General features: G+C 70.2%; 21 protein-coding genes. 19 read left to right on the forward strand and 2 right to left on the reverse strand.

Features of this window, described 5'->3' with window-relative positions:
- Window positions 1-120: 120 nt before the first annotated feature.
- Complete coding sequence (locus ACQPXB_RS30410) at window positions 121-1,071, reverse strand: LysR family transcriptional regulator (RefSeq protein ID WP_366581410.1); 951 nt, start codon at window positions 1,069-1,071, stop codon at window positions 121-123.
- An 83-nt stretch (window positions 1,072-1,154) separates the two neighbouring features.
- Between ACQPXB_RS30410 and ACQPXB_RS30415 the strand changes: the two genes are divergently transcribed.
- The 8 genes from ACQPXB_RS30415 to ACQPXB_RS30450 all read left to right on the forward strand — a co-directional run bounded on the left by ACQPXB_RS30415 (window position 1,155) and on the right by ACQPXB_RS30450 (window position 9,955).
- Window positions 1,155-1,916, forward strand: a complete 762-nt coding sequence (locus ACQPXB_RS30415) for a sulfite exporter TauE/SafE family protein (RefSeq protein ID WP_432845301.1) — start codon at window positions 1,155-1,157, stop codon at window positions 1,914-1,916.
- A 252-nt stretch (window positions 1,917-2,168) separates the two neighbouring features.
- The gene (locus ACQPXB_RS30420; RefSeq protein WP_432845302.1) at window positions 2,169-4,154 is read left to right on the forward strand and encodes a SulP family inorganic anion transporter; all 1,986 of its coding nucleotides are present in this window, start codon (window positions 2,169-2,171) and stop codon (window positions 4,152-4,154) included.
- Between the two features lie 3 nt (window positions 4,155-4,157).
- A complete protein-coding gene (locus tag ACQPXB_RS30425; protein WP_366581404.1) occupies window positions 4,158-4,538 on the forward strand; it encodes a hypothetical protein in 381 nt (126 codons plus the stop codon).
- 252 nt (window positions 4,539-4,790) lie between these two features.
- Window positions 4,791-5,720: an ABC transporter ATP-binding protein gene (locus ACQPXB_RS30430; RefSeq protein WP_432845303.1), complete on the forward strand. Its 930-nt coding sequence runs from the start codon at window positions 4,791-4,793 to the stop codon at window positions 5,718-5,720.
- A complete protein-coding gene (locus ACQPXB_RS30435; RefSeq protein WP_432845304.1) occupies window positions 5,717-6,559 on the forward strand; it encodes an ABC transporter permease in 843 nt (280 codons plus the stop codon). The genes ACQPXB_RS30430 and ACQPXB_RS30435 overlap by 4 nt, the downstream gene beginning before the upstream one ends.
- A 27-nt stretch (window positions 6,560-6,586) precedes the next feature.
- A complete protein-coding gene (locus ACQPXB_RS30440) occupies window positions 6,587-7,828 on the forward strand; it encodes a sensor histidine kinase (RefSeq protein ID WP_432845305.1) in 1,242 nt (413 codons plus the stop codon).
- On the forward strand, window positions 7,825-8,502 hold the full coding sequence (locus ACQPXB_RS30445) for a response regulator (protein WP_432845306.1): 678 nt from the start codon (window positions 7,825-7,827) through the stop codon (window positions 8,500-8,502). Before ACQPXB_RS30440 ends, ACQPXB_RS30445 begins: the two co-directional genes overlap by 4 nt.
- A 223-nt stretch (window positions 8,503-8,725) precedes the next feature.
- Window positions 8,726-9,955 (forward strand): COG4705 family protein, encoded by a 1,230-nt coding sequence (locus ACQPXB_RS30450; protein WP_386949729.1) that lies wholly within the window; start codon window positions 8,726-8,728, stop codon window positions 9,953-9,955.
- 23 nt (window positions 9,956-9,978) lie between these two features.
- Here the strand turns inward: ACQPXB_RS30450 and ACQPXB_RS30455 are convergent, their stop codons facing one another.
- Window positions 9,979-11,073, reverse strand: coding sequence for a GNAT family N-acetyltransferase (locus ACQPXB_RS30455; protein ID WP_432845307.1), 1,095 nt, complete (start codon window positions 11,071-11,073; stop codon window positions 9,979-9,981).
- A gap of 226 nt (window positions 11,074-11,299) precedes the next feature.
- On the opposite strand from ACQPXB_RS30455, the gene ACQPXB_RS30460 reads away from it, so the two are divergent.
- The 11 genes from ACQPXB_RS30460 (at window position 11,300) to ACQPXB_RS30510 (ending at window position 26,257) form a co-directional block, all read left to right on the forward strand.
- Window positions 11,300-13,957: an HAD family hydrolase gene (locus tag ACQPXB_RS30460; protein WP_432845308.1), complete on the forward strand. Its 2,658-nt coding sequence runs from the start codon at window positions 11,300-11,302 to the stop codon at window positions 13,955-13,957.
- 65 nt (window positions 13,958-14,022) lie between these two features.
- Window positions 14,023-16,230, forward strand: coding sequence for a phosphotransferase (locus ACQPXB_RS30465; RefSeq protein ID WP_432845309.1), 2,208 nt, complete (start codon window positions 14,023-14,025; stop codon window positions 16,228-16,230).
- Window positions 16,227-17,537: a lipopolysaccharide biosynthesis protein gene (locus tag ACQPXB_RS30470; protein ID WP_432845310.1), complete on the forward strand. Its 1,311-nt coding sequence runs from the start codon at window positions 16,227-16,229 to the stop codon at window positions 17,535-17,537. Before ACQPXB_RS30465 ends, ACQPXB_RS30470 begins: the two co-directional genes overlap by 4 nt.
- Window positions 17,495-18,436, forward strand: coding sequence for an alkaline phosphatase family protein (locus ACQPXB_RS30475; RefSeq protein ID WP_432845311.1), 942 nt, complete (start codon window positions 17,495-17,497; stop codon window positions 18,434-18,436). The genes ACQPXB_RS30470 and ACQPXB_RS30475 overlap by 43 nt, the downstream gene beginning before the upstream one ends.
- Window positions 18,420-19,238, forward strand: coding sequence for a polysaccharide deacetylase family protein (locus ACQPXB_RS30480; protein ID WP_366581382.1), 819 nt, complete (start codon window positions 18,420-18,422; stop codon window positions 19,236-19,238). Before ACQPXB_RS30475 ends, ACQPXB_RS30480 begins: the two co-directional genes overlap by 17 nt.
- Window positions 19,235-20,503: a hypothetical protein gene (locus ACQPXB_RS30485; protein WP_432845312.1), complete on the forward strand. Its 1,269-nt coding sequence runs from the start codon at window positions 19,235-19,237 to the stop codon at window positions 20,501-20,503. Before ACQPXB_RS30480 ends, ACQPXB_RS30485 begins: the two co-directional genes overlap by 4 nt.
- Before the next feature lie 400 nt (window positions 20,504-20,903).
- Window positions 20,904-21,686, forward strand: coding sequence for a glycosyltransferase family 2 protein (locus ACQPXB_RS30490; RefSeq protein ID WP_366581378.1), 783 nt, complete (start codon window positions 20,904-20,906; stop codon window positions 21,684-21,686).
- Complete coding sequence (locus ACQPXB_RS30495) at window positions 21,686-23,848, forward strand: glycosyltransferase (protein WP_432845313.1); 2,163 nt, start codon at window positions 21,686-21,688, stop codon at window positions 23,846-23,848. The genes ACQPXB_RS30490 and ACQPXB_RS30495 overlap by 1 nt, the downstream gene beginning before the upstream one ends.
- The gene (locus ACQPXB_RS30500; RefSeq protein WP_432845314.1) at window positions 23,845-24,198 is read left to right on the forward strand and encodes a hypothetical protein; all 354 of its coding nucleotides are present in this window, start codon (window positions 23,845-23,847) and stop codon (window positions 24,196-24,198) included. Before ACQPXB_RS30495 ends, ACQPXB_RS30500 begins: the two co-directional genes overlap by 4 nt.
- Window positions 24,195-26,042 (forward strand): hypothetical protein, encoded by a 1,848-nt coding sequence (locus tag ACQPXB_RS30505; RefSeq protein ID WP_432845315.1) that lies wholly within the window; start codon window positions 24,195-24,197, stop codon window positions 26,040-26,042. The genes ACQPXB_RS30500 and ACQPXB_RS30505 overlap by 4 nt, the downstream gene beginning before the upstream one ends.
- The gene (locus ACQPXB_RS30510; RefSeq protein ID WP_366581371.1) at window positions 26,039-26,257 is read left to right on the forward strand and encodes a hypothetical protein; all 219 of its coding nucleotides are present in this window, start codon (window positions 26,039-26,041) and stop codon (window positions 26,255-26,257) included. The genes ACQPXB_RS30505 and ACQPXB_RS30510 overlap by 4 nt, the downstream gene beginning before the upstream one ends.
- Window positions 26,258-26,472 lie beyond the last annotated feature (215 nt).

Below are 26,472 nucleotides of genomic sequence, written 5' to 3' on the forward strand. Positions count from 1 at the left end.
CGTGTTGTGCGCCGGCGCACCAGCAGGCTCGTGTCCGTCGTCTGGCTCGATGCTCTTCCGGTCCGGTCCGGTCCGGTCCGGTCCGGCGGAGGGCAGAACTTGGCTGTGACCGGTGCTCCGTCAGGCGTCGTCGAAGGATTGGCGGCCGGCGGGGTCTGCGTGCACGTTGCGGAGAGAAGGTTCGGACAAGGCAGCGCGGCGCAGGTGTTCGGCGAGTGCTTCGGCGGCCGCCGATGCGGGGCCTTCCTTGACGGCCCAGGCCAGCAGGTGGTGGCGGTTGGCCCAGGGGTCCTGCAGTTCGCACACGTCGAGGGGCTGGCCGGGGTCGATGGCGCGACGTGGCACGACGGCAAGTCCGACGCCGGCGGCGGCGAGGGAGACGAGGACGCTCAGGTTGGCGACGGTGGTGCGGTGGCGCACCACCGGGGCGTGGGGCCCCAGGTGCTTCTCGATCCAGCGGCGCAGCGAGGAGTCGGCGTCGAGGCCGACGAGCGGGTGTTCGGCAACCTCGCTGTAGGTCAGCGAAGTCCGCCCGGCGAGGATCCCCCCGGCCTGGCCGATCACGACGAGACAGTCGTCGCCGAGGGGCTCCACCCGCAGGCCGCAGCCGTCGGCCTCGTCGTCGAGGACGACCCCCAGATCGGCCTCTCCGTCGGCCAGCATCCGCACCGTCTGTGGAGTGCGGCTCTCGGCCACGGTGACATCGATGTCCGGGTGGGCGCCGAGGAACGAGATCAGGGCTTGCGGCACGAGCCGGTGCATCGCGGAGCCCCCGCCCAGCAGAACCAGCGGAGCGGCCGGAGACCGGGTGTAGCTCGCGACGGCGTTTTCCAGCCGGACGGTCTGGTCCAGTACGTCGCGCGCGTGGCGGGCCAGGGTCGTCCCCGCGGGCGTGGGCCGCACGCCTCGCCGACCGCGGACCAACAGTGCCACACCGGCGTGGTGTTCCAGCGAACGCACTCTGGCGCTGGCCGAGGGCAAGCTCAGATGCATGCGATGGGCGCCCGCCGTGATCGACCCCTCCGTGACGATGTGGAGAAAGAGCCGCAGGTCGTCCAAGTCGTAACGCATGGCCGCAGCCTAAGCCACAGCCTTAGGCTGGGTACGTCGATTCCGCATTGTGGAATCCCTTGTCCGTGGCTGATGCTCGGCAGGTGACCGAGTCTTTCCTCATCCTGCTGGCCGGCGTCGCCGCGGGAGCGTTGAACGCCATCGGGGGCGGAGGAACCTTCGTCGCGCTGCCCGTGCTCGTCGCCGCCGGAATGCCGCCGGTGACGGCCAACGCGGTGGCGCGGATCGCGCTCGCACCCGGCGCCGTGGCCAGCGCGTGGATGTACCGACGCGACCTCACCCCCGTCGGGCCCACGTCCACGAAGAAGCTGACAACGGTCAGCGTGATCGGCAGCGGCGTCGGTGCCGGCCTGGTGCTGGTGCTGCCCGCATCGTCATTCGACGCCGCGGCGCCGTGGCTGCTCGCCTTCGCCACCGTGACCCTCGCCGTCGGCCGCCACGTCTCCAGGGCAGTGAGCAGCGTGCTGGGCCGCTCGGTCGGCATGAGTTCACGAGCGGTCCTGATCGCACAGTTCTTCCTCGCCGTCTATGGCGGATACTTCGGCGGAGCCGTAGGCATCCTGACGGTGGCCCTGTGGAGCATCGGCCTCGGCCTGGACACGGCGGTCAGCAACCCGATGCGCGTCACCCAACTCGCGGCGATCTTTGTCAGCTCGAGTGTGCTGTTCCTCATCGCCTCGAACGCACTGAGCGCCCCGCTCCTGCTCGCCGCCATGCTGGCCGGCGCCGTGGCCGGAGCCTTCGCCGGCGCCTACCTGGCCCGTCGTTTTCCCGCCTGGCTGCTGCGCGGTGTCCTCTTGGGAACCGCCGTGGTCACGACCATCCTGTACTTCCTGCATGCCTGACGGGCAGGTCATCGGCAACGCGCTGAAGGTGTCACCCGAGACTGTGCGAGCGCGCTGTGCAATGTCCTAGACCGGTCACAGCTCTCGCCGATCACATCCGCCTGACGACGGACCTGATCCTGAAGCCCCGGCCGAGGTGATCGGCAGATTCTCGGGTACGCCTGCGAGTATTCCTCCGGGTCAAGCCGCCGGACACCGGCGCGGCACCGGGTTCGCCGTCGCCATCCCCGTGGCGAAGCACCCAGTCGTCGCGTGACCGGTCAGCGGGTGGTCCGTGACGGCCGTGTCCGCGACGTGGCCAGCGTCCACTGTGTACTCCTTCGATCCGGCCTCCGCACCCGGCTCTTCTTCCGCGACCGCGCATCTGTTGCAAATATCGCGTTGTGGTTGCCGACCTTCAGCGCTCAGCCACGCTCGATCTCGTCGGCGTCGGCGCGCGTTCGTCGAGTCAGTGCGCTGCCGACCGAAGATCGCCACAGGAGACCGCCCGGCGGCAGCGAAGATCTTCCTCATCGCGCCAACCCGCGTGCCACAATCGCGGAGATGACCGATCAGGACAGGCCGGCGCCCAGCCGCGCACGACGGATCCCGCTGTTGGCCGGGATCCTGCCGATCCGACGGCGTGCCCTGGGTACCGACGTGCTGGCCGGTGTCACGCTGGCCGCGCTGGCCGTCCCCGAGGTGCTCGGTTACGCCAAGATCGCCGGAATGCCGCCGGTCACCGGCCTGTACACGATGCTCGTGCCGGTGGTGCTGTTCGCGTTGTTCGGCGCGTCCCGGCACCTGGTGGTCGGCGCGGACTCGGCGACCGCGGCGATCCTCGCGGCCGGTCTGGCCACCTTGGCCGTCCCCGCCTCGGCCGCCTACGTCCGGCTCGCCGGCACGGCCGCGTTGCTGGTCGGCGCGATGCTGCTGCTGGCCCGGCTGATCCGGCTCGGCTTCCTGGCCAACTTCCTGTCCCGTACGGTCCTGGTCGGCTTTCTCACCGGAGTCGGCATCCAGGTCGCGGCGGGCCAGCTGCCCGACATGCTCGGCGTGGACGCCGGCGGCGGCCAGACCGTGCCCAAGCTGATCAACCTCGTTCGCGCGCTCGGCCAGACCAATGCCGCGGCGGCGTTGGTGTCCGCGGCGGTGGTCGTCGTGGTCGTCGGAGTCCGCCTCGTGGCGAAGAAAGTGCCGGGCGGGTTGATCGCCGTCATCGGCGCGATCGTGGTCAGCGAGCTCGTCGACCTGTCCGCGCACGGGGTCGCCGTCCTGGGCTCGGTTCCGGAGGGCATCCCACACGTCACGCTGCCCGCCTTCGACCTGCACGACATGTCCGCGTTGCTGGGCACCGCGGTGTCGATGTTCGTGGTGATCCTCGCGCAGAGCTCCGCGACCTCGCGCGCCTACGCCGCCCGCTACGAGGAAACCGTCGACGAGGACGCCGACCTGGTCGGCCTCGGCACGGCGAACGTGGCCGCGGCGTTCACCGGCACCTTCGTCGTCAACGGCAGCCCCACCAAGACGCAGATCGTGGACGGCGCGGGCGGGCGCAGCCAGATCGCTCCCCTGGCCGCCGGGGTGATCGCCGTGGTGGTGCTCGTTTTCCTGACCGGTCCGCTGGGCGCGCTGCCTCTGGCGGCGCTGGCAGCCGTGGTGTTCCTGATCGGCGTCGACCTGATCGACATCGCCGGGATGCGCCGCATCTTCCGGGTTCGGCGCGCGGAATTCGTGGTGGCTTTGCTGACCGCGGCCGCCGTGGTTTTCACCGGCGTCGAGCAGGGCGTCGTGCTGGCCATCATCGTGTCCGTCGTCGATCACCTGCGGCACAGCTACCGCCCGCACAGCGGCGTTCTGGTCAAATCTCCGGCAGGTCACTGGCAACCCGAGCCTGTCACGCCCGGCCGCCGCACCACCGAAGGCATGATCGTCTACCGCTTCGGCAGCAGCCTGTATTTCGCCAACGCCATGCGATTGGGCACCGACGTGGCCACGCTGCTCACCGACGGCCCCACCGTGACCTGGTTCTGTCTTGACTGCGCTGCCGTCGGCGACGTCGACTACACCTCGGCAGGCGTTCTGTCCACGGTCGCCAAACGCCTGGGCACGCACGGCACCCGCCTCGTGCTCTCCGGCGTCCTGCCCGAGGTCCGCACGCAACTGGACCGCTACGGACTGACCCGGACGATCGGCGCGGACAGCTACTTCGACACCGCGGGCGCGGCTCTGGACGCGTTCGACAATCGAAAGGCCTGACACATGACCACCGTGACCTGGCTCGACGAACCCCAGCACCACGACTACCCCGCTGCCGCCTCGTACCTCGCCCTGATCGCAGGCACCGACCTCGTCGACCACCTCATCGAAGAGCTGAAGGACGGCCGCAACGCCGCCTTCTTCAAGGCCAAGGACATCCTGCGCGCCGCGGGCCTGGCACTGCTACCGGTCGACAACCCGCACGTGAGCTCCGACCTGCGCAAGATCCACGACCGCAAGGATCTCTCGCCGATCCTGCTGGTGCGCGGCGACCTGCGCCTCGGCATCGCTTTGGAGATCGCTGACGGCTACCACCGGGTGTGCGCGAGTTACCACACGGACGAGAACACCGACATTCCCTGCCGAATAGCGTCGGCCGCCTGAGCGCGAGTCACGAGGCGGGTGATCAGGGCCGGGCGACCTCCGCCGGGCATCAACTCGGGCACGCCCGCGCACGGGTGCGGGTCGACGGACGCGGGTGGGCCGGCAGGTCAGCCTCGATGCGACTTCCGGCGTAGCAGCTACGCCGGAAGTCGCATCCAGGCCGGCCGGAAATCGGCCCTGCGGGCGTCGGCCGGAAGCCGGTGCGCGGCCTAGATTTCGATCCGCTCAGTATGCGGAACGGAACGAGGCGGCATGATCGAAGCACGGGCAGTGTCCAAACGGTACGGCGAGAAGGTGGCCGTGGACGACTTGACCTTCACGGTGAGGCCCGGTGCGGTGACCGGTTTCCTCGGCCCGAACGGCGCCGGGAAGTCCACCACGATCCGGATGATCATGGGTCTCGACGCGCCGACGTCCGGCACGGTCACGGTCAACGGCAAGCGCTACGACCGGCACGTCGCGCCACTGCGGGAGGTCGGCGCGCTGCTGGAGGCGAAGGCCGTCCACACGGGACGGTCGGCCTACAACCACTTGCTCGCGCTCGCCCTGACCACCGGCATTCCCCGCCGGCGCGTCGACGAGGTGATCGGGCTGGTCGGCCTCGCCGACGTGGCGGGCAAGCGCGTCGGCGGCTTCTCCCTCGGCATGGGCCAGCGTCTCGGGGTCGCCGCCGCACTGCTCGGTGACCCGGCCACCCTCGTGCTCGACGAGCCGGTCAACGGACTCGACCCGCAGGGCATTCTCTGGATCCGCAAGCTGCTGCGCGAGCTGGCCGCCGAGGGCCGGACGGTTCTGGTGTCCTCCCACCTGCTCAGCGAAATGGCGCTCACGGCGGAACACCTGATCGTGATCGGCAAGGGGCGCCTGATCGCCGAGACGTCGGTGAGCGAGTTCATCGGCCGGGCCTCCGGGAACGCGGTGCGAGTGCGAACCGCCCGGGCGGCCGACCTGCGCGACCTGCTGACCGGCCCCGACGTGTCCGTCACCAGCGTGGAACCGGACCTGCTCGAGGTCAGTGGCCGCAGCAGTGCCGAGATCGGCCGGATCGCCTGCGACGGCTCCATCCCGCTCGAGGAGCTGGTGCCGGTCCAGGCTTCGCTCGAGGAAGCGTTCATGGAGCTCACCGACGACGCCCTGGAGTACCGGGTCGTCGAGGCCGCACAGGAAAGGCGCGTGTCATGACCACGACGATCCCCGTCACCCCCCAAGCGGGCGCGCCGAAGGCCGCGGCCCTGCCCGGGCTGAAGGTGACCCTGGCCGGCGTCCTGCGGTCGGAGTGGCTGAAGTTCCGGTCGCTGCGCTCGTCACCGATCGCCGTTGCGGTCACCATCGTCGGGATGGTCGCCCTGGGCTGGATCTTCTCCGCGGCCGACGCGTCGCGCTGGCCGGAGATGCGGCCGCAGGCCAAGTTGCACTTCGACCCCACGGACGTGAGCCTGCGCGGCTACGTGCTGGCCCAGCTGGTGCTGGGCGTGCTCGGAGTGCTGATCGTCTCCGGCGAGTACGGCACCGGGATGATCCGGGCCACCTTCTCCGCCGTACCGACCAGGCTTCCGGTGTTCTGGGCGAAGGCCGGCATGTTCGCCGTCGTGGCCTTCGTGGTCGGCACGGTCAGCTCGTTCGCCGCGTTCCTGGGCGGCCAGGCGTTCCTCAGCTCCCAGCACATCGAGACCTCCCTGTCGGCACCGGGCGTGTTCCGCGCCGTCTTCGGCGTCGGCCTGTACCTGACCTTGGTCGGGCTGCTCGGGGTCGCGCTCGGCTGGCTGATCCGCCACACGGCCGGTGCCATCGCAACGCTGTTCGGGCTCCTTCTCGTGCTGCCGGGCATCGCGGAGGCGCTGCCGGACAGCTGGGCCCCGCACGTCGTGCCCTACCTGCCGAGCAACGCCGGCCAGGCCCTGCTGGCCGTCCGGCCCGACAGCACGATGCTCGCACCGTGGACCGGTTTCGCCGTGTTCTGCGGATATGTCGCGGTCGCGTTGGTGCTGGCCGGGGTGCTGCTCAAGCGCCGCGACGCCTGAGCCGACGCGCCAGGGGATGATGGACCGATGACCGACGCAGCCGCCGCGTGGCCCGTGTCCGAACACGGACTGCTCTCCAGCCTGCCCGGTGCCGAGCAGCTGCGGGCGTGGGCCGGGCGCCACCCGATGGCCGTCGACGTGCTGCTGGCCGTGGTCTTGCTCCCGCTCGCGGTGTTGACCGAGCACCGGGGCGTGCATCCCGAACTGCGGCCACCGCTCGTCGCCGTCGGCGTGCTGATGACGGCGACGCTGGCGTTCCGCCGCCGCTACCCGCTGACCGTGCTCGCCGCGGTCAGCGGGCTGTCGATGGCAGAGGGCGCGCTCGGGCCGGCGTTCCCGCCGGTGGTGGTCACCGTGCTCGTGGCGGTCTACACCGTGGGCGCCTACGCCGACCGCCGGCGCGCCCGGTTCGCGTTGCTCGTGCTCGCTGTCCTGATTGCGTTCGAGGTGGCGGGCCGCGACGAGCCCGCCGAGACCGTCGCGCGGTTCGTGTTCGTGTCCGCGGTTGTCGTCGCGGCGTTCGTCCTCGGGGTCAACATCCGGACCCGGCGCGCCTACCTGGCCTTTCTGCAGGATCGCGCGATCCGTGCGGAACGCGAGCGCGACCAGCAGTCGCAGATCGCGGCGGCGAAGGAACGGGCGACGATCGCCCGGGAGATGCAAGACATCGTCGCGCACAACCTCTCGGTGATGGTCGCCCTCGCCGACGGCGCGGCCTTCGCCGCGCGCACGGATGCCGGCGACGCGGAGACCGCCTCCCGCCTGGTCGCGGCGACCGGCCGGCAGGCACTGGAAGAGATACACCGGCTGCTGGGCGTGCTGCGCGGCCGGGGCGAGGAGAGCCCCCGCGCACCGCAACCCGGCATCGCCCAGATCGACGAGCTCGTCGACCAGGTCCGGGTGGCGGGCCTGCCGACCTCCTGGACGGTGACCGGAAAGCCGTTCCCCCTCACGCCCACGGCGGAACTGGCCCTCTACCGGGTCTCGCAGGAGGCGCTGACGAACGTGCTCAAGCACGCGTCCGGCCCCTCGGAAGCACGCCTGCACCTGACCTACGCCGAACCCTCCGTGATCCTCGAAGTCGTCGACGACGGGGCCGGCACGAAGCCCGGGCCGGACACGCCGGCCCCGGGTCACGGACTCAGCGGCATGCGGGAGCGCGTCGCGGTGTTCGGCGGCGAAGTCGTGGCCGGACCCCGCGTCGCCGGGGGCTGGCGGGTCGCCGCCCGTCTCGAGACCGGCCACACTGCCGCCGAGGTGACCCCGTGATCAGGATCCTGCTGGCCGACGACGAAGCCCTGCTGCGGCTGGGTTTCCGGCTGGTGCTCGACTCCCAGCCGGACATGACAGTCGTCGGCGAAGCGGCGGACGGCGCCGCCGCGGTACGCCGCACCGCCGAACTCGACCCGGACGTCGTCGTGATGGACGTCCGGATGCCGGGCGTCGACGGGATCGACGCGACGCGCCGGATCGTGCAGGACCACCCCCGCTCCCGCGTCCTCATCCTGACCACCTTCGACATCGACGAGTACGCCTTTCCCGGGCTCAAGGCCGGCGCCAGTGGGTTCCTGCTCAAGAACGTCCCGCCCGAAGACCTGCTGTCCGCCATCCGCGCGGTCGCCAGCGGCGACGCGGTGGTCGCGCCGACCGTGACCCGCCGCCTGCTCGACGCGGTGTCCGACCGGATCCCCGAACCGCACGAGGACGGCCGGAACCCCCGTGCGGTCACGCAGCGTGGGCTGGACCGGCTCACCGACCGCGAACGGGAAGTGCTGACCAAGCTCGCCCGCGGCCTCTCCAACGCGGAGATCGCGGAGGAGCTGGTGCTGTCCGAGGCCACCGTCAAGACGCACGTCGGTCGCATCCTGAACAAGCTGGAACTCCGCGACCGCGTCCAGGCGGTCGTGCTCGCCTACGAGGTCGGCCTGGTGCGTCCCGCCTGAGCACGGCCCCACACCCGTAAATGTGAATGGGACGAAACAACGGGCGCATCTCCGGACGATTTTACTGGACGCTAACCGCGTCCCAGCCGGTCCTTAATCGGGTTTCCCCTAGCATCTTACGGGCCATGAAGCGATACTGCATTTCGCGACCGGTTTTTCCCGGCGCGATTCCTTCAGGTCGCGCAGATCTCCGCCGCGGCGGCGAACCGACCCGAAAGAGCCCATGACCGCACACAGCTCGCTCGCACCGAACCAACGGCTTCTCAACAAGGTTCCCGAAGTCACCCTGTATTTCTGGATCGTCAAGATCCTCTGCACCACGGTCGGTGAATCCGCGGCCGACTTCTTGAACGTGAACCTGAACTTCGGCCTCACCGGAGTCTCCCTCGTCACGGGCGCCCTCCTGGTCGTCGCCCTGGTGCTCCAGTTCAACGCGAAGCAGTACGTGCCGGGCAAGTACTGGCTGACGGTGGCCCTGGTGAGTGTCTTCGGCACGTTGGTCACCGACAACCTGACCGACAGCATCGGCGTACCGCTGGAAGCCAGCACACTCGTGTTCGGCGCGTTGCTCGCCATCACTTTCCTGGCGTGGTACGCCACCGAGAAAACGTTGTCCATCCATTCCATTGTCACTCGGCACCGCGAGGCCTTCTACTGGCTCGCGATTCTCTTCACTTTCGCGCTCGGCACGGCGACCGGCGACCTCATGGCCGAAGTGCTCGGCCTCGGCTACCTGGTGACCGGAGCGATCGTCGCGGCCCTGATCGCGGTCCTCTCGATCGGATGGCGATTCGGGCTCCACCCGGTCCTGGCGTTCTGGTTCATCTACATCCTGACCCGCCCGCTGGGAGCGTCGATCGGCGACTACCTCTCCCAGTCGCCCGGCCAGGGTGGTCTGGGCCTCGGAACGACGCTGACGAGCGCCATCTTCGTGGCCGGCATCATCGCCGTCGTCCTCTACTTGTCCGTGACGAAGACCGACGTCACTCCCCGCGACGCAGCCGCTGACCCGGCCACGGCGAGGACCCGAGGTGGCCTGTGGCAGACCGTCGTGGTCGTCGCCCTCGTCCTCGTCGCCTCGGGAATCGGGTACTCGGTGCGAAAGTCCGCACTCCAGGACGACACGCCCGCACCGGTCGCCGGACAGCCGGCATCCTCAGGCGGCCGGACAACGCACCTCACTCCCCTGGGCGACCTCTCGGAGTTCCGGACCGTCACCCAGGACACTCTGCAGCGGTTGAACACCGGCGACCAATCCGGCGCGACTTCCCGCGTCGACGACCTCGAAACCGGCTGGGACAACGCCGAAGCCCGCCTCAAACCCCGGGACGAAGCCACCTGGACCGCCATCGACGGCAAGATCGACACCGTGCTCCGCCGGCTTCGGGCGACAAGTCCGGACCCGAACGCCGAGAAATCCGCGCTCACCGCATTGCTGTCCACGCTCGGATGATCCGGCACCTGTGACGCCGAGAGTCAATCCTGAAACCGGATGATCTTCTTGACCGCCGTTTTGATCTCCCGTTCGACCCGGGTGACCGGAAGCCGCTCGAAGCGGAACTCCGGAGCCACAATGCGGCGCGCGCCGAAACGTTCCTTGAACTGGCCGAGCGTTCCGGTGCCGGATTCGCCGAGGTAGTAGTAGCGGCACCCGGCCTCGCACGCGTCCTGGATCGCCCGCGCCTGCAGCAAGTCGGTGGCCCGGTAGTCCTTCAGCCGTTCGTCCATGACCCCGCGGAAGTCATGTGCATTGGAGCCCCGCACCACCAGGCAGGCCGCGGCGGGCCGGCCGTCGGCGCGGGCGATCCACACCTGGAAGCGCTCGCCGAGGCGACGGGCGATCGCCTCGAATTTCTCGCGCGGATCCCGCCGGTGCAACCGTCGCCTCGCGAGCCACGTCGGCTCGTGCTGCCGGCGAGCCCACCGCAGGACGCCGCGTTCCATCAGCTCGTAGAACTCCGAAACGAACTCGGCTCCGGTGCCGTGTTCCACCGTGACGCCCTTGCGCTCCGCGGTCCGGACACCACGCCGGGAGGTCTTGGCGAAACGCCGCGCCCACACCTCGTCCCATCCGCCCTGCAGGTCGAGCAGGTGCACGTGGTGCTGGTGGACCACGGCCCGCGGGTGGTGCGCGTCGCGCCACATGCCCACCTCGAGCGGGCCCGGCGACACGGATTGGACCACAACGCGTCGCGTCGCCAGGTCCCTCAGCACGGCGTTGACCTCGCCGGCTTGTGTGCCACCCACCGCGAGGAGCCCCCCGAGCCCGCACGCCGGCGGATTGGACTCCTCCGCCGTGAGCAACCTGGTCGCCAACGGACGTCGAAGCATCGGCAGGATGAGCGTGCGCCCCTCGGCCGTTTCGTACAGCCTGCTCACGTCCCGCAACTGGTGAGCTTCGCACATCGCGTCGGCCCATTCCGGTGATTGACTTTCCAACGCGTACGGATCACCGTGCATGATCGTCGCCCACGCTTCCCGAGGAGCAGGGCTGATCACCTTCACCAAACCGTTCACGGCCGGAACGTCCACCTGCTGGTCCGACCAAATTTTCACACGTTGCCTATGCATCAAGCGGCCCCGTTCGCTCCTCGCCCACGACCTTTGCCGGCACGTGGCGTACCTGGTAATTCGTCCGGTTCACTGCAAGGGTTACACAAGATCGTTGAATATTTCCTCCACAAAGGTCCGTCCGATCCGGGCTTTCGCTGTAACGGCCGGAACCGGAAGAGCGAATGCCGGGTAATGAAGAATTCCGTTGATAAACGCATCGAACATCAAGTTGGGCGGCTCATCGATGAGGCATTCGGACGACAGGAAACCGACCTTCGACAGTGACCTGCTCGTCGTGGCCGACCTGCTCTCCGACCTGACCGAGATCGCGCACCGGCTGATCGATCGCGTGGCCGGACGGGACATTCTCGACACCTACCTGCTCGCTGCGGCCGCGGTGCAGATCGTGGAAGACCACCTCCAACGGGACACCCTCGCCCTGCGTCGCGCCGGCGAGTACTTTCGCGAGCGGAACACAGCCACGGTGGTTCCCGATCTGCTGGGCCGGGTCGCCGCTGCCGGCGAAATGGCGAGATCCTCACGCGCCGGCGAGCGAGAGGCCGTGCGCTGGCGCGACGCCGCCGCGAGGTTGCGCGACGCAGCCGCCCTGCAGGTGGTCACCGACACACCCGAGGGCGAATTCGAATCGTGGGCGAGCGCAGCTGTCCGCCTGCGGGCCTCGCTCGCTTCGCTGGACCGCCACCTCACCAGCGCGATCCTCCGGATCCCGTCGTGTTTCCGGAGTTTCGATCAGGAGCCGGCCGACATGGTCGCACTCGCGACGCGGTTGCGGCTGCGGTATCCGGACCGCGGACGGCCCGTCGTCGTCCTGGGGGTGCGCACTTCAGGCAACTACCTCGCCCCGCTCGTCGCCGCCGCATTGCGCGACGCCGGCTACGGAGAGGTCCACGCCGATTCGGTACGACCGGGCCACCGGCTCCGGCCGCGGTTGCGCGCGCTGCTGCGGTCGGCCGCCCAGCGCGGAGGCAGGATCGCCGTGGTCGACGATCCGCCCGAGACCGGACAGTCCATCGCCGACGTCGCGGCCGCCGTCTGCCGGGCCGGAGTCCCCGAAAGCGCTGTCACACTGCTGCTCCCGCTGTTCGCCGACACCCCGCCGGCCACTTTGGGCAGTTACGACTCGATCACCTTGCCCTATCGCGACTGGGCGATCCACGACCGGCTCGAGACCGAGGCCGTGGTGCGGTCGCTGTCCGCGCTCCTGGGCCGGCCCGTTCGTTCGGTCAGCCGGGTGCCGAACACCGGAGTATCCCGGGGGCGGGAGCACGCCCGCGCAGTGTTCGACGTCGGGTTGCCTGACGGAGAATCCCGGCGCATCGTGGCCGCCGGGGCCGGCCTGGGGTTTTTCGGGAGGCATTCGCTCGCCGTCGCACACGCGGTGTCCCAGCACTTGCCGCACAATTACGGCTTCATCGACGGCATCGTGTTCCGTGACTGGCTGCCGGCCGAGCAGAAGCTCCGGCACGCGGACGCCACCGACGCGGAACGGCTGGCCGGCTACGTCCGCGACCGGGCGGCCGCCATGCCCGCCGGAGCCGATCACGCCGCCGGGCTGGTCGGCCGGCAACCGGTGTGGGAGGCGGCGAGCCGCGTGGTGGAGCGCAACTACGGCCGCGCCGGCGTGGTGCTGCGGCCCGTCCTGCTCGATCCTCTGATCCGCCGTCTGTGCGAGGTGGCCGAGCCCTCCGTGGTCGACGGTGCGACCGGTCTCGGCCACTGGTTTCGCGGCACCGCAGGACTGTACAAAGTGGACGCGGATGTCCGCGACTTCGCCAACACCGATCTGGCCTGCTACGACCCGGTGTACGACCTGGCCGGAATCGACCCGGGGAGCACCGACCCCGCGTTCGCGCAGTCGCTGCGCCGGGCGCTGCCGTGCGACCCGGAACGGTTCCTGCTCTATGAACTCGTGCACCTGTGGAACCGTGAACGCCAGGGCCACCCCGTCCACCGCGCCGGCGCGCGAGCCGTCCAGCACTACCTGCGGGAAGTGCTGCTGGCCGGAGTGCAGGCCACTTCGGACGGTGCGGTGTGCGCGCTGGACGTGGACGGAGTGCTCGAATCGGACGCACTCGGGTTTGCCATGGCCACCCCGACCGCCGCACTCAGCCTGCGCGCGCTGCTCGCCCACGGCTTCCGGCCCGTCCTGGTCACCGGCCGCAGCTTGGACGAGCTCCGCGAGCGGTGCACGGCCTACGGACTGGCGGGAGGTGTCGCCGAGTACGGATCGGTGATCTTCCACGAAGGTGCTGCCCACGATCTCGTTCCCGCAAAGGGAGCCGAGGCACTCGACCGGGTACGGGATGCGTTGGCAGCCCGGACCGACGTCGTCGTGGATCACGATTACCAGCGCATCGTCCGTGCCTACCGGCTCGGCTCCGACGGGGTCCGGCTCGCGCTCCCCGACGCGGTGGTCGAGCGCGTGCTGGACCACCTGGGACCGGCGACCGCGCACATCCGCACGATCGTGGGCAATGGCCAGACCGATTTCGTCGCCGCGGCGGTGGACAAGGGCACCGGTCTGGACGCGCTCACGGCCCGGCTCGGGGTCGACTCGGTGTCGTGGGCGGTCGGGGACACCGCGGCGGACCTGCCGATGTTGCGAGCGGCGAGGCTCGCCTACGCGCCCGGCAACGCGGACGCGCGAGTGCGCGCGTCCCAGGTGCCGGTGCTGCGGCGTCAGTACGCGGCAGGGGTCGCGCAGGCTGTGGCGTTGCTGATCGGTCACCGTCCCGGCACCTGCGGAACGTGCCGGCCGCCGGCCTCCACCGCACGGACGCGGACGTTGCTCACCCTGCTGGACGCTTCGAACGCGGGCGCGCGAGGGCTGCCCGCGGCGGTTGCCCGGTGCCTGGCGAGAGCGGCGGTGCGCACGCGATGACGACTGCGGTGCGAGGACAGCCGGAGCGAGCGACGCCCCCGGGCAGGGCGTTTCCCCGGCGCTCCTTGTACGGCCACGGATACGCGCTGGTCCTGAGTTCGGCGCTGACGGCCGGGATCGGCCTGGTGTTCTGGATCGTGGCCGCGCGCAGCTACGACCAGGCTGTGCTCGGCCTCAATTCCGCGCTGGTCTACGCGATCATGTTCCTGGCCGGGGTGGCGCAGCTGAACCTGATGAACGTGCTCATCCGGTTCGTCCCGGTGGCCGGGCCTCGGGCGCGCCGGTTGGTGGCGATGGCCTACCTGGTCGGCGGCGGGCTGGCGGGCCTGGCCGGTCTGGTGTTCGCGCTCGGCGTCCTCTGGTGGTCGCCGGACCTGGCGGGCCTCCTGCACGGTCCGGTCGCGGTCGCCGGGTGCGCGGGCGCCTGCGCGGTGTGGGCGCTTTTCGTGATGCAGGACGGAGTGCTGACCGCCGTCGGCCGGGCCAGGGTGGTCCCGGTCGAGAACCTGGTGTTCTCCCTGGTGAAGCTGGGATTGCTCGCGGGTCTCGCGGCGACCTTGCCCACCGGCGGGATCACCGTGTCGTGGATGGCCGCCACGGGGTTGGTCGTACTCGCCACCACCGGATACCTGTTCCTGCGCGCACTGCCCGTGCACGAGGCCGCGGCGACCACCGGCGAACAGATTTCGCCGCGGGCGATTGCCGGATACCTGGGTGGCGACTTCCTCGGTGCGACGTGCTGGCTCGCCTGCACCCAGCTGTTGCCGGTGCTGGTGCTCGGCACGCTCGGCGCGCGGCCGACCGCGACGTTCGCCGTGGCGTGGACGATCGCCTACACGCTCTACCTCGTCCCCGCGGCGATGGGGCAGTCGCTGGTGGCGCACATGGCGCTCGATCCCGAGCACGCGGCGGCGGCCCGGGCGGGGGTCGAGCGACGCTCGCTGATCGTGCTCCTGCCTGCGGTCGTCGTGCTCGTCCTGGCAGCGCCCTGGGTGCTGAGGCTGCTGGGCCCCGACTACGCCGATGCCGGCCGTTGGGTCCTGCCCCTGATGGCGGCGTCGGCGTTGCCCAACGTCGTCGTCGCCGCCGCGGTGAGCCAGGCCCGAGCGCTCCGGCGGACCGGCGTGGTGGCCACGCTCCTCGGGAGCCTTTCGGTGCTCGTGGTGAGCCTGGCCGTGGTGCTGATGCCGGTTTTCGACATCGCCGGGGTCGGGCTGGCCCTGCTGGCCGGGCAAACCGCCGTCGCGGGCGTGATCCTGTGGCTGCGGGCCGACTGGGCGCCGCGGCCCGTCGTCGGCCCGCTCGCGGGCGTACGCAGCTGGGGCCTCTTGCGCCGGATCGCCCCCACCGCGCTCAGGAGCCGTTCGTGGCACCTCCAGCACCGGTTGCGCGGCCGGTCCGACTCCGCGGTCGCGACCGTCGGCCCCGACGACCGCGGCTCCGCGCTGTTGAAGGTCGCCGACACCGAAGAAGGACGAGAAGCGCTCCTGCACGAGGTGAGGGCGCTGCTGCACCTGTGCGAAGACCGCCGGCTGGACGGCTGGCGGCACCTGGTGCCGGCCGTGTACGACGTGGGGAACGCGCTGGGTGCCTCCTACAGCCTGCAAGAACTGCTGCCCGGTACGGACGCGCGCGCCCGCGTGGCCGATCCGGTGGGTCGGGCCCGGTTCACCACCGCGGCCCTCAGCACCATCGGCGAATTGCACCGGCGCACCGCGGGCCTGGCCAGGGTCGACGGCCGCCTGCTCCGACAGCACGTCATCGCCCCGGCGGCACTGGTTCGGGCGGAGGTTCCGCCTCGGGAGGCAGCCGTGGTCGATCGGGTCGTCGCCGAGCTCTCGGCCGGATTGCACGACCGGCGACTGCCCGTGGGATGGGTCCACGGAGACTTCAGCGCCGACAACGTGCTCGTCGACGCCGACGACCACATCACCGGCATTGTCGACTGGGGGCAGGCCATCAGCGGCGGGCTCGTCGCCGTCGACGTGGCAAGCCTCGTGCTGGCCACCGACATGGCGGTGACCGGGCAGGAACTCGGCGCCGTGGTCACCACCTGGCTCGCGCCGGGCTCGGCGCCCGCGCTGGCAGAGGTGTTGCGGGACCGGAGCACGCTGGGCGGCGATCCGGTACCCGTTCGCACGCTCGTGCTGCTGGGGTGGCTGCACATGGTCTCGGCCAATCTCGCCAAGTCGTCGCGCTACGGCGCGAACCCGATCTGGTTGCGCCGCAACCTCGTCTCGGTCCTGCGCGCGCTCCCGCGGGAGGTCCCGTGAGCGGCGGTTCCGCGTTCGGCACCTCGGCGAGCCGGCGAGCCGGCCGCAACTCCGAGCAGACGATGGTCCGCGACGGCGCGTCGCTGGTCGTCGGCGCGGTGCTGACCTCGCTCGTCGGTGTCGCGGCCTGGGTCGTGGCGGCCCGCCTGCTGCCCCAGGAGCAGGTCGGGCACGCCTCCGCGTTCGTCTCCGGGTTCCTCCTGGTGGCCGGCCTCGGCGATCTGGGGCTGGGCGCCGCCCTGATGCGCTGGGTTCCCCGTGCGGGCGTGCGCCGCACCGGGCTCATCGTCCGCTGCTACGGCCTGGTGCTTGCCGGTTCCGTGCTGGCGGCGTGCGCCGTGCTGCTGCTGCCCACCGGCGACGAGATCACCGAGAGCCTGCCGCGGTTCAGCGCCGTCGCGTTCCTGTTCGCGGCCGTGGCCTGGGCGCTGTTCCAGTTCCAGGACGCCGTGCTGGTCTCGTTGGGCCGGGCCCGCTGGGTGCCCTACGAGAACGCCACGATCGGCCTCGCGCGCGTCGGCATCCTGGCGCTCGCCGGGCCCGCGTTCGGCGCGACCGGCATCCTCCTGTCGTGGATCGCTCCTGCCGTCGCGGGGGTGCTGGTGATCTCCCTCGTGCTGTACCGGGTGCTCACCCGTGACCCGGAACCCGCAGTGGCGCAGCGGACACCGGTGCTCCCGGACCGGCGGGAGGTCGTGCGGCTGCTCGCGCCGACGTACCCGGCGAAGGTGACCGGCGGCTTGCTGACCGACCTCGTGCCGTTGCTGGTGATCGGGCGGTTCGGCCCCGAGACGGGCGCGGTCTTCTTCCTGGTGTGGATGGCCGGGAACACCGTGGATTACGCCGCGATCAGCTTTTCCCAGTCGATCATCGTGCGGATCGCGCACGAACCCCACCGCACCCGGGAACTTTTCGGAATCGGATGCCGCAAGCTCGCGATGGTGTTCGTCCCCGCGCTGCTGCTCGCGGTCGCGCTCGCGCATCCGCTGCTGTCGGTGTTCGGACAGGCGTACGCCGACCAGGGCGCCTGGTTGCTGCGCTTGGTCATGCTCGGGTGCCTGCCGAGGCTCGTCATCACCCTCGTGGTCGCGGCCGGGATCGCCCACGGGCGTGGGCCGATGGTCGCGGGGTTGGAAGCCGGCAGCGCACTCGGGGTGATCGGCGTGGTCGCCGTCGTGCCCATAACGCACATGAACCTGGTCGGGGTGGGCTTCCTCCTGGTGCAATGCCTGGTCGCCGTCTGCGCCCTCGGTGTGCTGTGGCGATGGCGGAATCGAGCGACGAGATCGAGAGAGGCGCTCACGTGACGGCCTGCGGCCGCGTGATGGCGGTGGGACTGATCCTCGCGGCGACGCTCACGGCCGCCGCGTGTGCGCCGTCCACACCGGACGGTCTGCGAAAGCCGACGCCGACGACGGCACCCGCCGAGAGCACCACGGTGAACTCGGCAGTGCCGCGACCCAGTCACGTGGTCGTGGTGATCTTGGAGAACCACGGGACCGAACAGGTGTCGGGCAACAGCCAAGCCCCGTATCTCAACGAGCTCGCCGCCGCGGGCGCCCGCTTCACCGATGCCACCGCCATCACCCACCCGAGCCAGCCGAACTACCTCGCGCTGTTCTCCGGCGACCCGCAGGGAGTCACCGACGACTCCTGCCCGCACACGTTCAGTGGTCCGAACTTGGCCCGCCAGCTGATCGACGCGGGTTACCGCTTCGGGGCGTTCGCCGAAGATCTTCCCGGTCCCGGATACCCCGGCTGCCGCTTCGGCGACTACGTGCGCTGGCACGCGCCCTGGGTGGACTTCACCACCGTTCCGGCCGTGGTGAACCAGCCGTTCACCGCGTTCGGACCGAACTACACCCGGCTGCCGACTTTGTCGTTCGTGATCCCCGACATGTGCCACGACATGCACGACTGCGACATCACCACCGGCGATTCCTGGCTGCGGGCCCACCTGGGTGACTACGCAGACTGGGCCGCCACACACAACAGCCTGCTCGTGGTGACGTTCGACGAAGCCGAAGACGCCTCGGCGACGAACGGGATACCGCTGAGCTTGACCGGCCCCATGATCCGGCCGGGCACCTACGCGGAGCCGGTCGACCACTACCGGTTGCTGCGGACGCTCGAAGCCATGTACGGCTTGCCCGCACTGGGAAACGCCGCAGACGCGAAACCGATCACCGATGTCTGGCGCACCTGACCCGGGGAACGGCCGCGGCGACCCCCGCGACCGTTCTCAGGGAAACCGGAAACCGGCGATCCCCGAAGCCGGTGGCTCTCTCGCCACGGCACGCCGGCGCGCACTCGCGCTCGCCGGGCCGCTGACCCGTCCCATCGGGTCGCTGATCGCCGTCCGCACGCAGGCACCGGAAGTGGTGCTGACCTTCGACGACGGGCCCGAGCCCGGCGGCACCGACCGCGTGCTCTCGGCGTTGTCGGACCACGCCGCCACCGCCACGTTCTTCGTGCTCGTCGACCGCGCCCGACGGCATCGCGCATTGGTGCGGGAAGTGCTCGCCGCCGGGCACGAGATCGGCCTGCACGGAATGGACCACCGAAGGCTCTCGCGGCTACCGTCCGCCACCGTGCGCACACTGCTCGCCTCCGCCACGGCACAGCTGGAGGATCTCCTGGGCACGCCGATCCGCTGGTTCCGACCTCCCTACGGTGCGCAGACCCCGGCGGTGTGGCGCGCGGCGCGCCGGCAGGGACTCACCTCCGTCCTCTGGGGTCCCTGCGCCTGGGACTGGCTCGACCGGCCGCCCGAACTGCTTGCCGCGCAGGCCTTGCGCGGACTCGGGCGCGGTGCCGTACTGCTGGCCCACGACGGCCACGCGGGACCGGAAGACGGTGCGGACGACGGTCCGCGGCCCGGGTTCGACCGCGGCGACCTCGTCCGGCGCGTGCTGACCGGCCTCGACGAACGCGGGCTGCGAGGACGATCGCTGTCCGACGCCCTGGCGACGGGCGAAGCCCGGACCGTGCCGTGGTTCCTCCGATGAACCGCGGCCGGATTGCCGGCGCGGTCGCGGTTCTGCTCGCCGCGGTGCTGACCGGCTGCTCTCCTTCGTCCGGCAACGCGGCGCCGGTGCCCGTCGTGGGCGTCACCCACACCCAGGACAGCGCGGACGACTACCCGGCGGCGCAAGTGGCCGCCGCGACGACGACCCTCGCCCGGCATCCGATGGTGCAGAACCAGTACCTGATGGGATGGGGTGCGGACAACCCGGAACCCGCGCCGGGCGTGTTCGACTGGTCCTCTTTGGACCAGCGGATGGACCTCATCGGACAAACCCGCGGGATACCCGTGCTCACCCTCGCCGGCGCCCCGGATTGGATGAAGGGCGGTTCGCCCGGCACCACGGACTGGAGCCGGCTGAACACCGCGCCCACCCGGGCGCACTACCGGGACTTCGCGGCACTCGCCGCGGCCGCGGCGGCCCGCTACCCGCAGGTGCGGTACTTCCAGGTGTGGAGCGAGCTGAAAGGCCTGTACGACGAAGCCGCGAACCGATGGGACTACGAGGGCTACACCGAGCTGTACAACGCGGTCTACGACGCCGTGAAAAAGGTGCGCCCGGATGCTCTGGTCGGCGGTCCCTACGTGGTTCTCGACACCTGGTCAGCAGCGGGAACTCCGGCGCCCTCGGCTCTGTCCGGCCCGTGGGGCGTGGTCGACCAGCGCGCGCTCGACGTGATCGACTACTGGAACACGCACAAGCACGGCGCCGATTTCCTCGTCGTCGACGGGTCCAGCGGCACCCGGGACGCCGGTCTGACCACCGACGTGTTCCGCGCGACGGCGATGTTCGACACCGTCAGCACCTGGCTTCGCGCCCGGGTCGGGCTTCCGGTGTGGTGGTCGGAGTTCTACCCCACACAGCCCGGCGGACCGGCCTGGTCGCCGGAAAGCCCTGCCGCGGCCGCATTGACCGTGGCCGCGGTCGCCCAGGCGCTGCGCGGCGGGGCCGACCGGATGTTGCTGTGGCAGCCGCAAGCCTCTGCCGACCTGCCCAGCGCAGCGCTGTGGACCACGCCCACCGCGAGCACCAACGCCGAGCCACTGCCCCTCGCCGTGCCCTGGACCTGGCTCGCAGCCAATGTCAACACCCGCACCACGATCTCTTATTCACCGGCCGGCACGATTCTGGAGATCACCGCGGAACGGGAAGTGCTCACGATCAACCTCACCGCCGACGAATTGATCCCGCCGAACCAAAGCGCGCCACTGTCAGCTTATGGAATTCGAATCACTCCCCGCCACTGATCACCCACCGCCGGCACATGAAGCTGAAAAACCCGCACACATTCAGGTTACGAACTGATAAACTTCACGCCTGGCAGATTCGGTCATCTGTGCCCAGTTCTCCCGCACGCTTAGTCGTCTCGACAACGCTGAGTGACGTAATCTCGAGGCCGAAGTCCGGAGCATTCACCGAAATATTGGACCTGACCAGTGCCCGCGTGCCCGATCGTCACCGGATCGTGATCCTTGCACGAGCACCGTCAGGCTTCCTGTGAATCACCACCCGCGGCGGCCCGATTTCTTTTTCAACGTAACGACCACCTATCGGTGCACGACGACCTTGATATCAACTTAAATTTGGGTGACTTGTAGCGGAACTCAGTGGATCAGCGCCGCATGAATCAGGGAGAGGGTGCGCTCGATGAGACGGTGCGCGAATCCGAAGATCAGTATTGTGATTCCCGCGCGCAATGAAGCACGCAACCTCGAGGTGATCCTTCCGGAACTGCCCGAAGTCGACGAGGTCGTGCTGGTGGACGGACATTCGGTGGACCAGACCGTCGAGGTTGCGCGCAAAGTGCTGCCATCGATCGTGACGCTGACGCAGACCCGCCGCGGCAAGGGAAACGCACTGGCGTGCGGTTTCGAGGCCGCCGGCGGGGACATCGTCGTGATGTTCGACGCCGACGGATCAGCCGATCCGGCGGAGATTCCTGCGTTCGTGGAGACTTTGGTGCAGGGAGCCGACTTCGCGAAGGGGTCCCGGTTCCGCCGCAACGGCGGCAGCGACGACATCACCGCGTTGCGCCGAGCCGGCAACGCCACGCTCAACAGGTTGGCCAACGTCCTGTACCGCACGAGGTTCACCGATCTTTGCTACGGCTACAACGCGTTCTGGCGAGACATCGTGCCTCAGCTCAAGTTGCCACCGACCATCGCGACCACTCCCGCCGCGGGAGGCTTTTGGGGTGACGGGTTCGAAATCGAGACCGTGCTGAGCTGCCGGGTGGTCGCCGCGGGGCTGGAGGTCGCCGAGGTACCGAGCTTCGAACGACCCCGCATCTACGGTGAGACGAACCTGCGCACATTCGCCGACGGCGCCCGGATCCTGCGCACCATCGTCGCGGAACACCGGCACTATCGCGCTCGCCTGAAACCAAGCCCGGCCGAGACCGGCGAGGTCGCCGCACAGGAGATCGCGTGATGGTGCCCGAAGCGGAAGGCGGCGAGCGCACGCCCGCGACCTCGGTCGTCGTCTGTGCCTACACGACCGCACGGTGGGACACGATCCGCGCCGCGCTCGCCTCCGCCGCCGGGCAGATCCCGGCTCCGCTGGAGATTCTGCTGGTTGTCGACCACAACCCGGAGCTGGCTCGTCGCGCCCGCGCCGAACTGTCCGGGATCGAAGTCCTCGACAACGAAGGGCCTCGAGGCCTGTCCGGCGCCCGAAACACCGGGATCGCGCACAGCACCGGTGACGTCATCGCCTTCCTCGACGACGACGCCGCGGCCCTGCCCGGCTGGCTGGCGCAGCTGCTCGCGCCCTACACGGATCCCGATGTCGTCGCCGTGGGTGGTGCGGCTCGGCCACAGTGGCCGCCGGGGTCCGGCCGTCCCGGCTGGCTTCCCTCCGACGGGGTGCTGGACTGGGTGGTCGGCTGCACCTACGCGGGCTTGCCGACCGCACGCGCCGAAGTGCGCAACGTCATGGGTTGCGCCATGTCCTTTCGCCGCACAGTGTTCGACGAGATCGGCGGTTTCTCCACCCGGGTGGGCCGCCTGGGCGCGCTCCCCCTCGGGTGCGAGGAGACCGAGTTGTGCATCCGGGCCCGCCAACGGCTGCCCCGGGCACGAATCCTGTTCGAGCCGCGTGCGGTGGTCGCGCACCAGGTCAGCGCCGACCGCTTGAGCTGGTCATACCTGCGCCGCCGCAGCTGGTCCGAAGGGGTGTCCAAAGCGGTCGTGAGCAGGTTGGCCGGTACCGGCAGCGCAGTCGCCACCGAGCGCCGCTACGTCGCCCGCGTGCTCCCGGCCGCCGTGGGACGCGAACTGGTCCGGTCCGCACGGAGCCGGCGGGCAGACTCGGGCAAAGCGCTCATCGGGATCGCCACCGCGCTGCTGGCCGCGGCCGGGGGCTTCGTGCGCGAGTCGGCTCGGCGAAGCGGGCCGGGGCCGGCCACCGGCGAACCCGCGCCCGCGACGGCGGTCACCGAGCTCGACGTCCGCCGAGGGGCGGCGACACTGCCGGTTCCGGCGAACCCCGAACTCGTCTATCGAGACGCGCAGGTGCTCGTGCGTGACGGGCGCTGGACCTTGGACCTGCTCCGGTTGCCCGTCACCGGTCCCCTCGTGGACCTCAGCGGCCTTCACCTCGCCACTCCCCCGGCACGGCCCGAACCGGACTCTCGGACCCCGAGGGTGAGCGTCGTGGTACCGACCGCCGACCGTGCCGACGCGGTTCGGCGGTGCGTGAAGTCGTTGCTGGCGACCGGCTACCCGGACCTGGAACTGCTGCTGGTGGACAACCGGCCGCAGGCGGCCGAAGCCGCCGCGCTGGCCGAACTCGCGTCCGAGGATTCGCGCACGCGTTACCTCGCCGAACCCGAACCCGGCGTCAGCCGGGCCCGCAATACCGGCCTGGCCGCGGCGAGCGGGCAGCTGGTCGCCTTCGTCGACGACGACATCGAGGTCGACCGCTGGTGGCTCGCCAACCTGGTGGCCGAACTCGCCGACGAGGCCGTCGACTGCGCGACCAGCCTGGTGCTGCCCAGTTCACTGGACACTCCGGCTCAGCGAACGTTCGAGCAGCTGAAGGGGTTCGGGCAAGGTGTGCGCCGCCAGGTGTTCGGTCCCCAGCTCGCCGGCGACGACGCGATGTACCCCTTCGCCCCGGGCCGGTTCGGTCCGGGCGGTTGCGCGCTCTGGCGCCGCTCCACCCTGGCCGGCCTCGGCGGGTTCGATCCACTGCTCGGACCGGGAACCCCCACCCGCGCGGGCGAGGATCTCGAACTGTTCCTGCGGCTCGCTCGCGCCGGCGGGTCCATCGTGTACACACCGCACGCGGTGGCCTGGCACGAGCACAGTGCGGAATGGGCACAGCTGCGCGAGCGCGTGCACGCCTACAGCGTCGGGTTGTCGGCGATGTTCGTCCGGCACCTGCTGCGCCGGCCCGAGGACCTCCGGCGGGTCGCCGCGGTGGTACCCGACCGCGCCGGCCGGATCCTCCGGACGCGCTCATCGCCGCAGGACAGCGGCTCGACCGGCCCGGGAACTCGGCTGCTGCTGGACCAGCTCACCGGCCTGGTCTCGGGTCCGGCAGCGCTCGCCCGCAGCGCCTGGCGCACGAGGTCGAGGTGGCCGCGATGAGCCTGAACGAGCGGCGAGCCGTGGCCGCCCTCCTGCTCGGCCTGACCGTCACCGTGCTGCTGCTGGCTGCCTGGGAGGTCACCAGCGCGGTGCGCCTTTACGTGAATACCGCGTTCGTGCTCCTTGCCCCGGGGTGGGCGATCGTCGTCCACTTGCGGCTCGCCACCCGGGCCTTGGAGTGGATCACGGCGATCGCGATCGGCATCTCGGGGACGTTGCTGGTCGCGCAGGTCATCGTCTCGACCCATTGGTGGCATCCGACGGCGGGATTCGTGGCGGTCGCCGTGGTCACGTCGCTCGCGCTGCTCTGGCAGCTCATCGCACCCCGTACCGCGGGGACGGTGCCGTGACGAGACTCGCCCTCGCGCTTCCCCGGCTGCGGCTGTCCAGAAGCGACCTCGGAGCACCGCCGCGAGTCGCCGACGCCGGTCTCCCCGGCCGGCAGTGGCGCGACGTGCTGAGTTCGCTGCTCGCCCTCGTCGCCGCGCTGCTGTGGCTTCTGGGACTGCGCCCTGTCCTGCCCACACAGCTCGACGGCCTCGGCCTGATCACCGCGCTGTCGCCGGTGTTGCTGGCGGCCTACCCGGTGCTCCTGGCCGCGGTCGTGCTCGAACTGGTCCGGCGCCGACCGCGCCCGCGCCTGCTGGCGTGTTTCACCACGCTCGGCGTCGTGCTGGTCTACGGCGTTCAGCCGGCGAGCGAGCAGACGGCCCGGCTGACAGTCTCCTATCTGCACACCGGGTTCGCGCGCTACATAGCGGAGAACGGGCACGCGCTGCAGGGCTACGACGCGCGGTTCTCGTGGCCGGGGTTCTTCTCGTTGATCGCGTTCCTCACCAAGGCCAGCGGCCAGCCGGACGCGTCGCCTCTGTTGCAGTGGGCGCCGACAGTCTTCGCAGGGGTCGCCGTACTGGGGATGCGCGCCCTCGCGGCGGCGGTCTTCGGCAATGGGCGCGCGGGGTGGCTCGCGACCTGGGTCTTCCTTCTTGCCGAGTGGACCGAGCAGGACTACCTGTCGCCGCAGGCCGGCAGCTACCTGATCATGCTCGCCGCGCTCGCGCTGACCGTGCGATACCTGCTGCGCCCCGGCCTGGCGAGCCCTGCGCGGTCGAGGTGGGCTCGCCGTCGGCCACCCGCGAATCTGCCGCGCGAGCGCTTGGTCGCACACGGACTGATCGTGGTCTTCGCCCTGGCACTCGCGCCCACTCACCAGCTGACCCCTTTCGTGCTGGCGGGGCTGCTTCTCGTGATGGTGCTGACGCGGCGGCTGTGGTCGAGCTGGCTGCCCTGGCTGGTGCTGATACCCGCGCTGGTGTGGTTTTCGCTGGGTGCCAAGGACTTCTGGCAGGGCCAGCTGCACATGGTGGTCGGCGACTTCGGACAGGTGGGCAACTCCGTGGACCAGGGCATCACGGGCCGGTTCACCGGCGATGCCGAACGCACGGCCATCCTGTTCGTGCGCGTCGGGCTGACCGGCGTCGTCGGCGCGCTGGCCCTGGGCGGCTGGTGGGTGCGGCACCGCCGGGGTCTCCACTCGCTCCCGCTGGTCTTGCTCGCGGCCGCCCCGCTCGCGATGGTCGCGCTCCAGTCGTACGGAGGTGAGGTCTTCGTCCGCTGCTACCTGTTCGCGCTGCCGTTCGCCGCGTTGCTCGCCGCGGCCGGTCTCGACGCGGTACTCGGCGCGCGTGCGGCGCCGGGAGCGATGGCCGCGACGACGAGAGTGGAACGCCGGCTCCCCCACGTGCGGCCGGTCGTCGTCGGGCTCACGCTGACGTTGCTCGGCCTCGCGACGATCACCGCCCGGGGCGGCGGCGACGCCTACCTCAGCTACAGCCGCAGCGACGTCGCCGCGGTGGCGGACGCCTACCGGCTGGCCAAACCGGGCCAGACGATCAGCGGCCTCAGCGCCGACGCCACGCCCCTGGGCTTCGACAAGATCGGGGTGGTGTCGCAGACCTCGATCGAAGACACCTGCCCGCGGTATTTCCGAGTCGCCACCTGCGTTCAGGACGCGGCGCCGGACTACTTCGTGGTAACCCCCTCACAGGACAACTACGGGCAGATCAACTACGGGCTCCAGGCAGGCTGGACCGACCGGCTCGTCGCCGACCTCGTTCGCGCCGGGACGTATCACGTGGTCTTCGACGAAGGCGGGAGCCGTCTCCTGGCCCGAGCAGGAGACGAGGCGCGATGAACGACACCCTTCTGGTGATCCTCACCCTCGCGCCGGCAGGCGCATTCGGTGCCATCGTCCTCACCCGCACGGTGCTGGCGGAGCGCGCCGCGGGAGAACGCGGCAGATCCCACGAACGAACGCCGCTCGTGCTCTGGCTCGACCGGGCCGGCGTGACGGTCACCGTGCTCGTCATCGCCGCGGTCCTGTTCCGCGTCGTCAACACTGTGCTCTGATCGCGTCGGCTATGCTGGCGATCAACCCGGGCTACCTGGAGGGTCGCCATCAGTTTCCCCACCCCTGGGCGCGACCAGTGCCGCTGCGGTCACCATCGTGACGCGCACACCCATCATCGTGGCGGAACCGAATGTGCGCTGTGCCCTCCTGGCGAGTGCAACCGCTTCCGCCCGCCGGGGCTGTTCGCGAATATCCTTCATCGGCTCCGCTCGCG

The organism is Amycolatopsis sp. CA-161197, assembly GCF_050942255.1.
Lineage (GTDB): Bacteria > Actinomycetota > Actinomycetes > Mycobacteriales > Pseudonocardiaceae > Amycolatopsis.

Bases quoted from the DNA above. Each gene is read 5' to 3' on its own strand.
- ACQPXB_RS30410 (WP_366581410.1), bottom strand. From the start codon at position 1,071: ATGCGTTACGACTTGGACGACCTGCGGCTCTTTCTCCACATCGTCACG.
- ACQPXB_RS30425 (WP_366581404.1), top strand. From the start codon at position 4,158: ATGACCACCGTGACCTGGCTCGACGAACCCCAGCACCACGACTACCCC.
- ACQPXB_RS30430 (WP_432845303.1), top strand. From the start codon at position 4,791: ATGATCGAAGCACGGGCAGTGTCCAAACGGTACGGCGAGAAGGTGGCC.
- ACQPXB_RS30435 (WP_432845304.1), top strand. From the start codon at position 5,717: ATGACCACGACGATCCCCGTCACCCCCCAAGCGGGCGCGCCGAAGGCC.
- ACQPXB_RS30440 (WP_432845305.1), top strand. From the start codon at position 6,587: ATGACCGACGCAGCCGCCGCGTGGCCCGTGTCCGAACACGGACTGCTC.
- ACQPXB_RS30450 (WP_386949729.1), top strand. From the start codon at position 8,726: ATGACCGCACACAGCTCGCTCGCACCGAACCAACGGCTTCTCAACAAG.
- ACQPXB_RS30455 (WP_432845307.1), bottom strand. From the start codon at position 11,073: ATGCATAGGCAACGTGTGAAAATTTGGTCGGACCAGCAGGTGGACGTT.
- ACQPXB_RS30460 (WP_432845308.1), top strand. From the start codon at position 11,300: ATGAGGCATTCGGACGACAGGAAACCGACCTTCGACAGTGACCTGCTC.
- ACQPXB_RS30475 (WP_432845311.1), top strand. From the start codon at position 17,495: ATGGCGGAATCGAGCGACGAGATCGAGAGAGGCGCTCACGTGACGGCC.
- ACQPXB_RS30480 (WP_366581382.1), top strand. From the start codon at position 18,420: ATGTCTGGCGCACCTGACCCGGGGAACGGCCGCGGCGACCCCCGCGAC.
- ACQPXB_RS30485 (WP_432845312.1), top strand. From the start codon at position 19,235: ATGAACCGCGGCCGGATTGCCGGCGCGGTCGCGGTTCTGCTCGCCGCG.
- ACQPXB_RS30490 (WP_366581378.1), top strand. From the start codon at position 20,904: ATGAGACGGTGCGCGAATCCGAAGATCAGTATTGTGATTCCCGCGCGC.
- ACQPXB_RS30495 (WP_432845313.1), top strand. From the start codon at position 21,686: ATGGTGCCCGAAGCGGAAGGCGGCGAGCGCACGCCCGCGACCTCGGTC.
- ACQPXB_RS30500 (WP_432845314.1), top strand. From the start codon at position 23,845: ATGAGCCTGAACGAGCGGCGAGCCGTGGCCGCCCTCCTGCTCGGCCTG.
- ACQPXB_RS30510 (WP_366581371.1), top strand. From the start codon at position 26,039: ATGAACGACACCCTTCTGGTGATCCTCACCCTCGCGCCGGCAGGCGCA.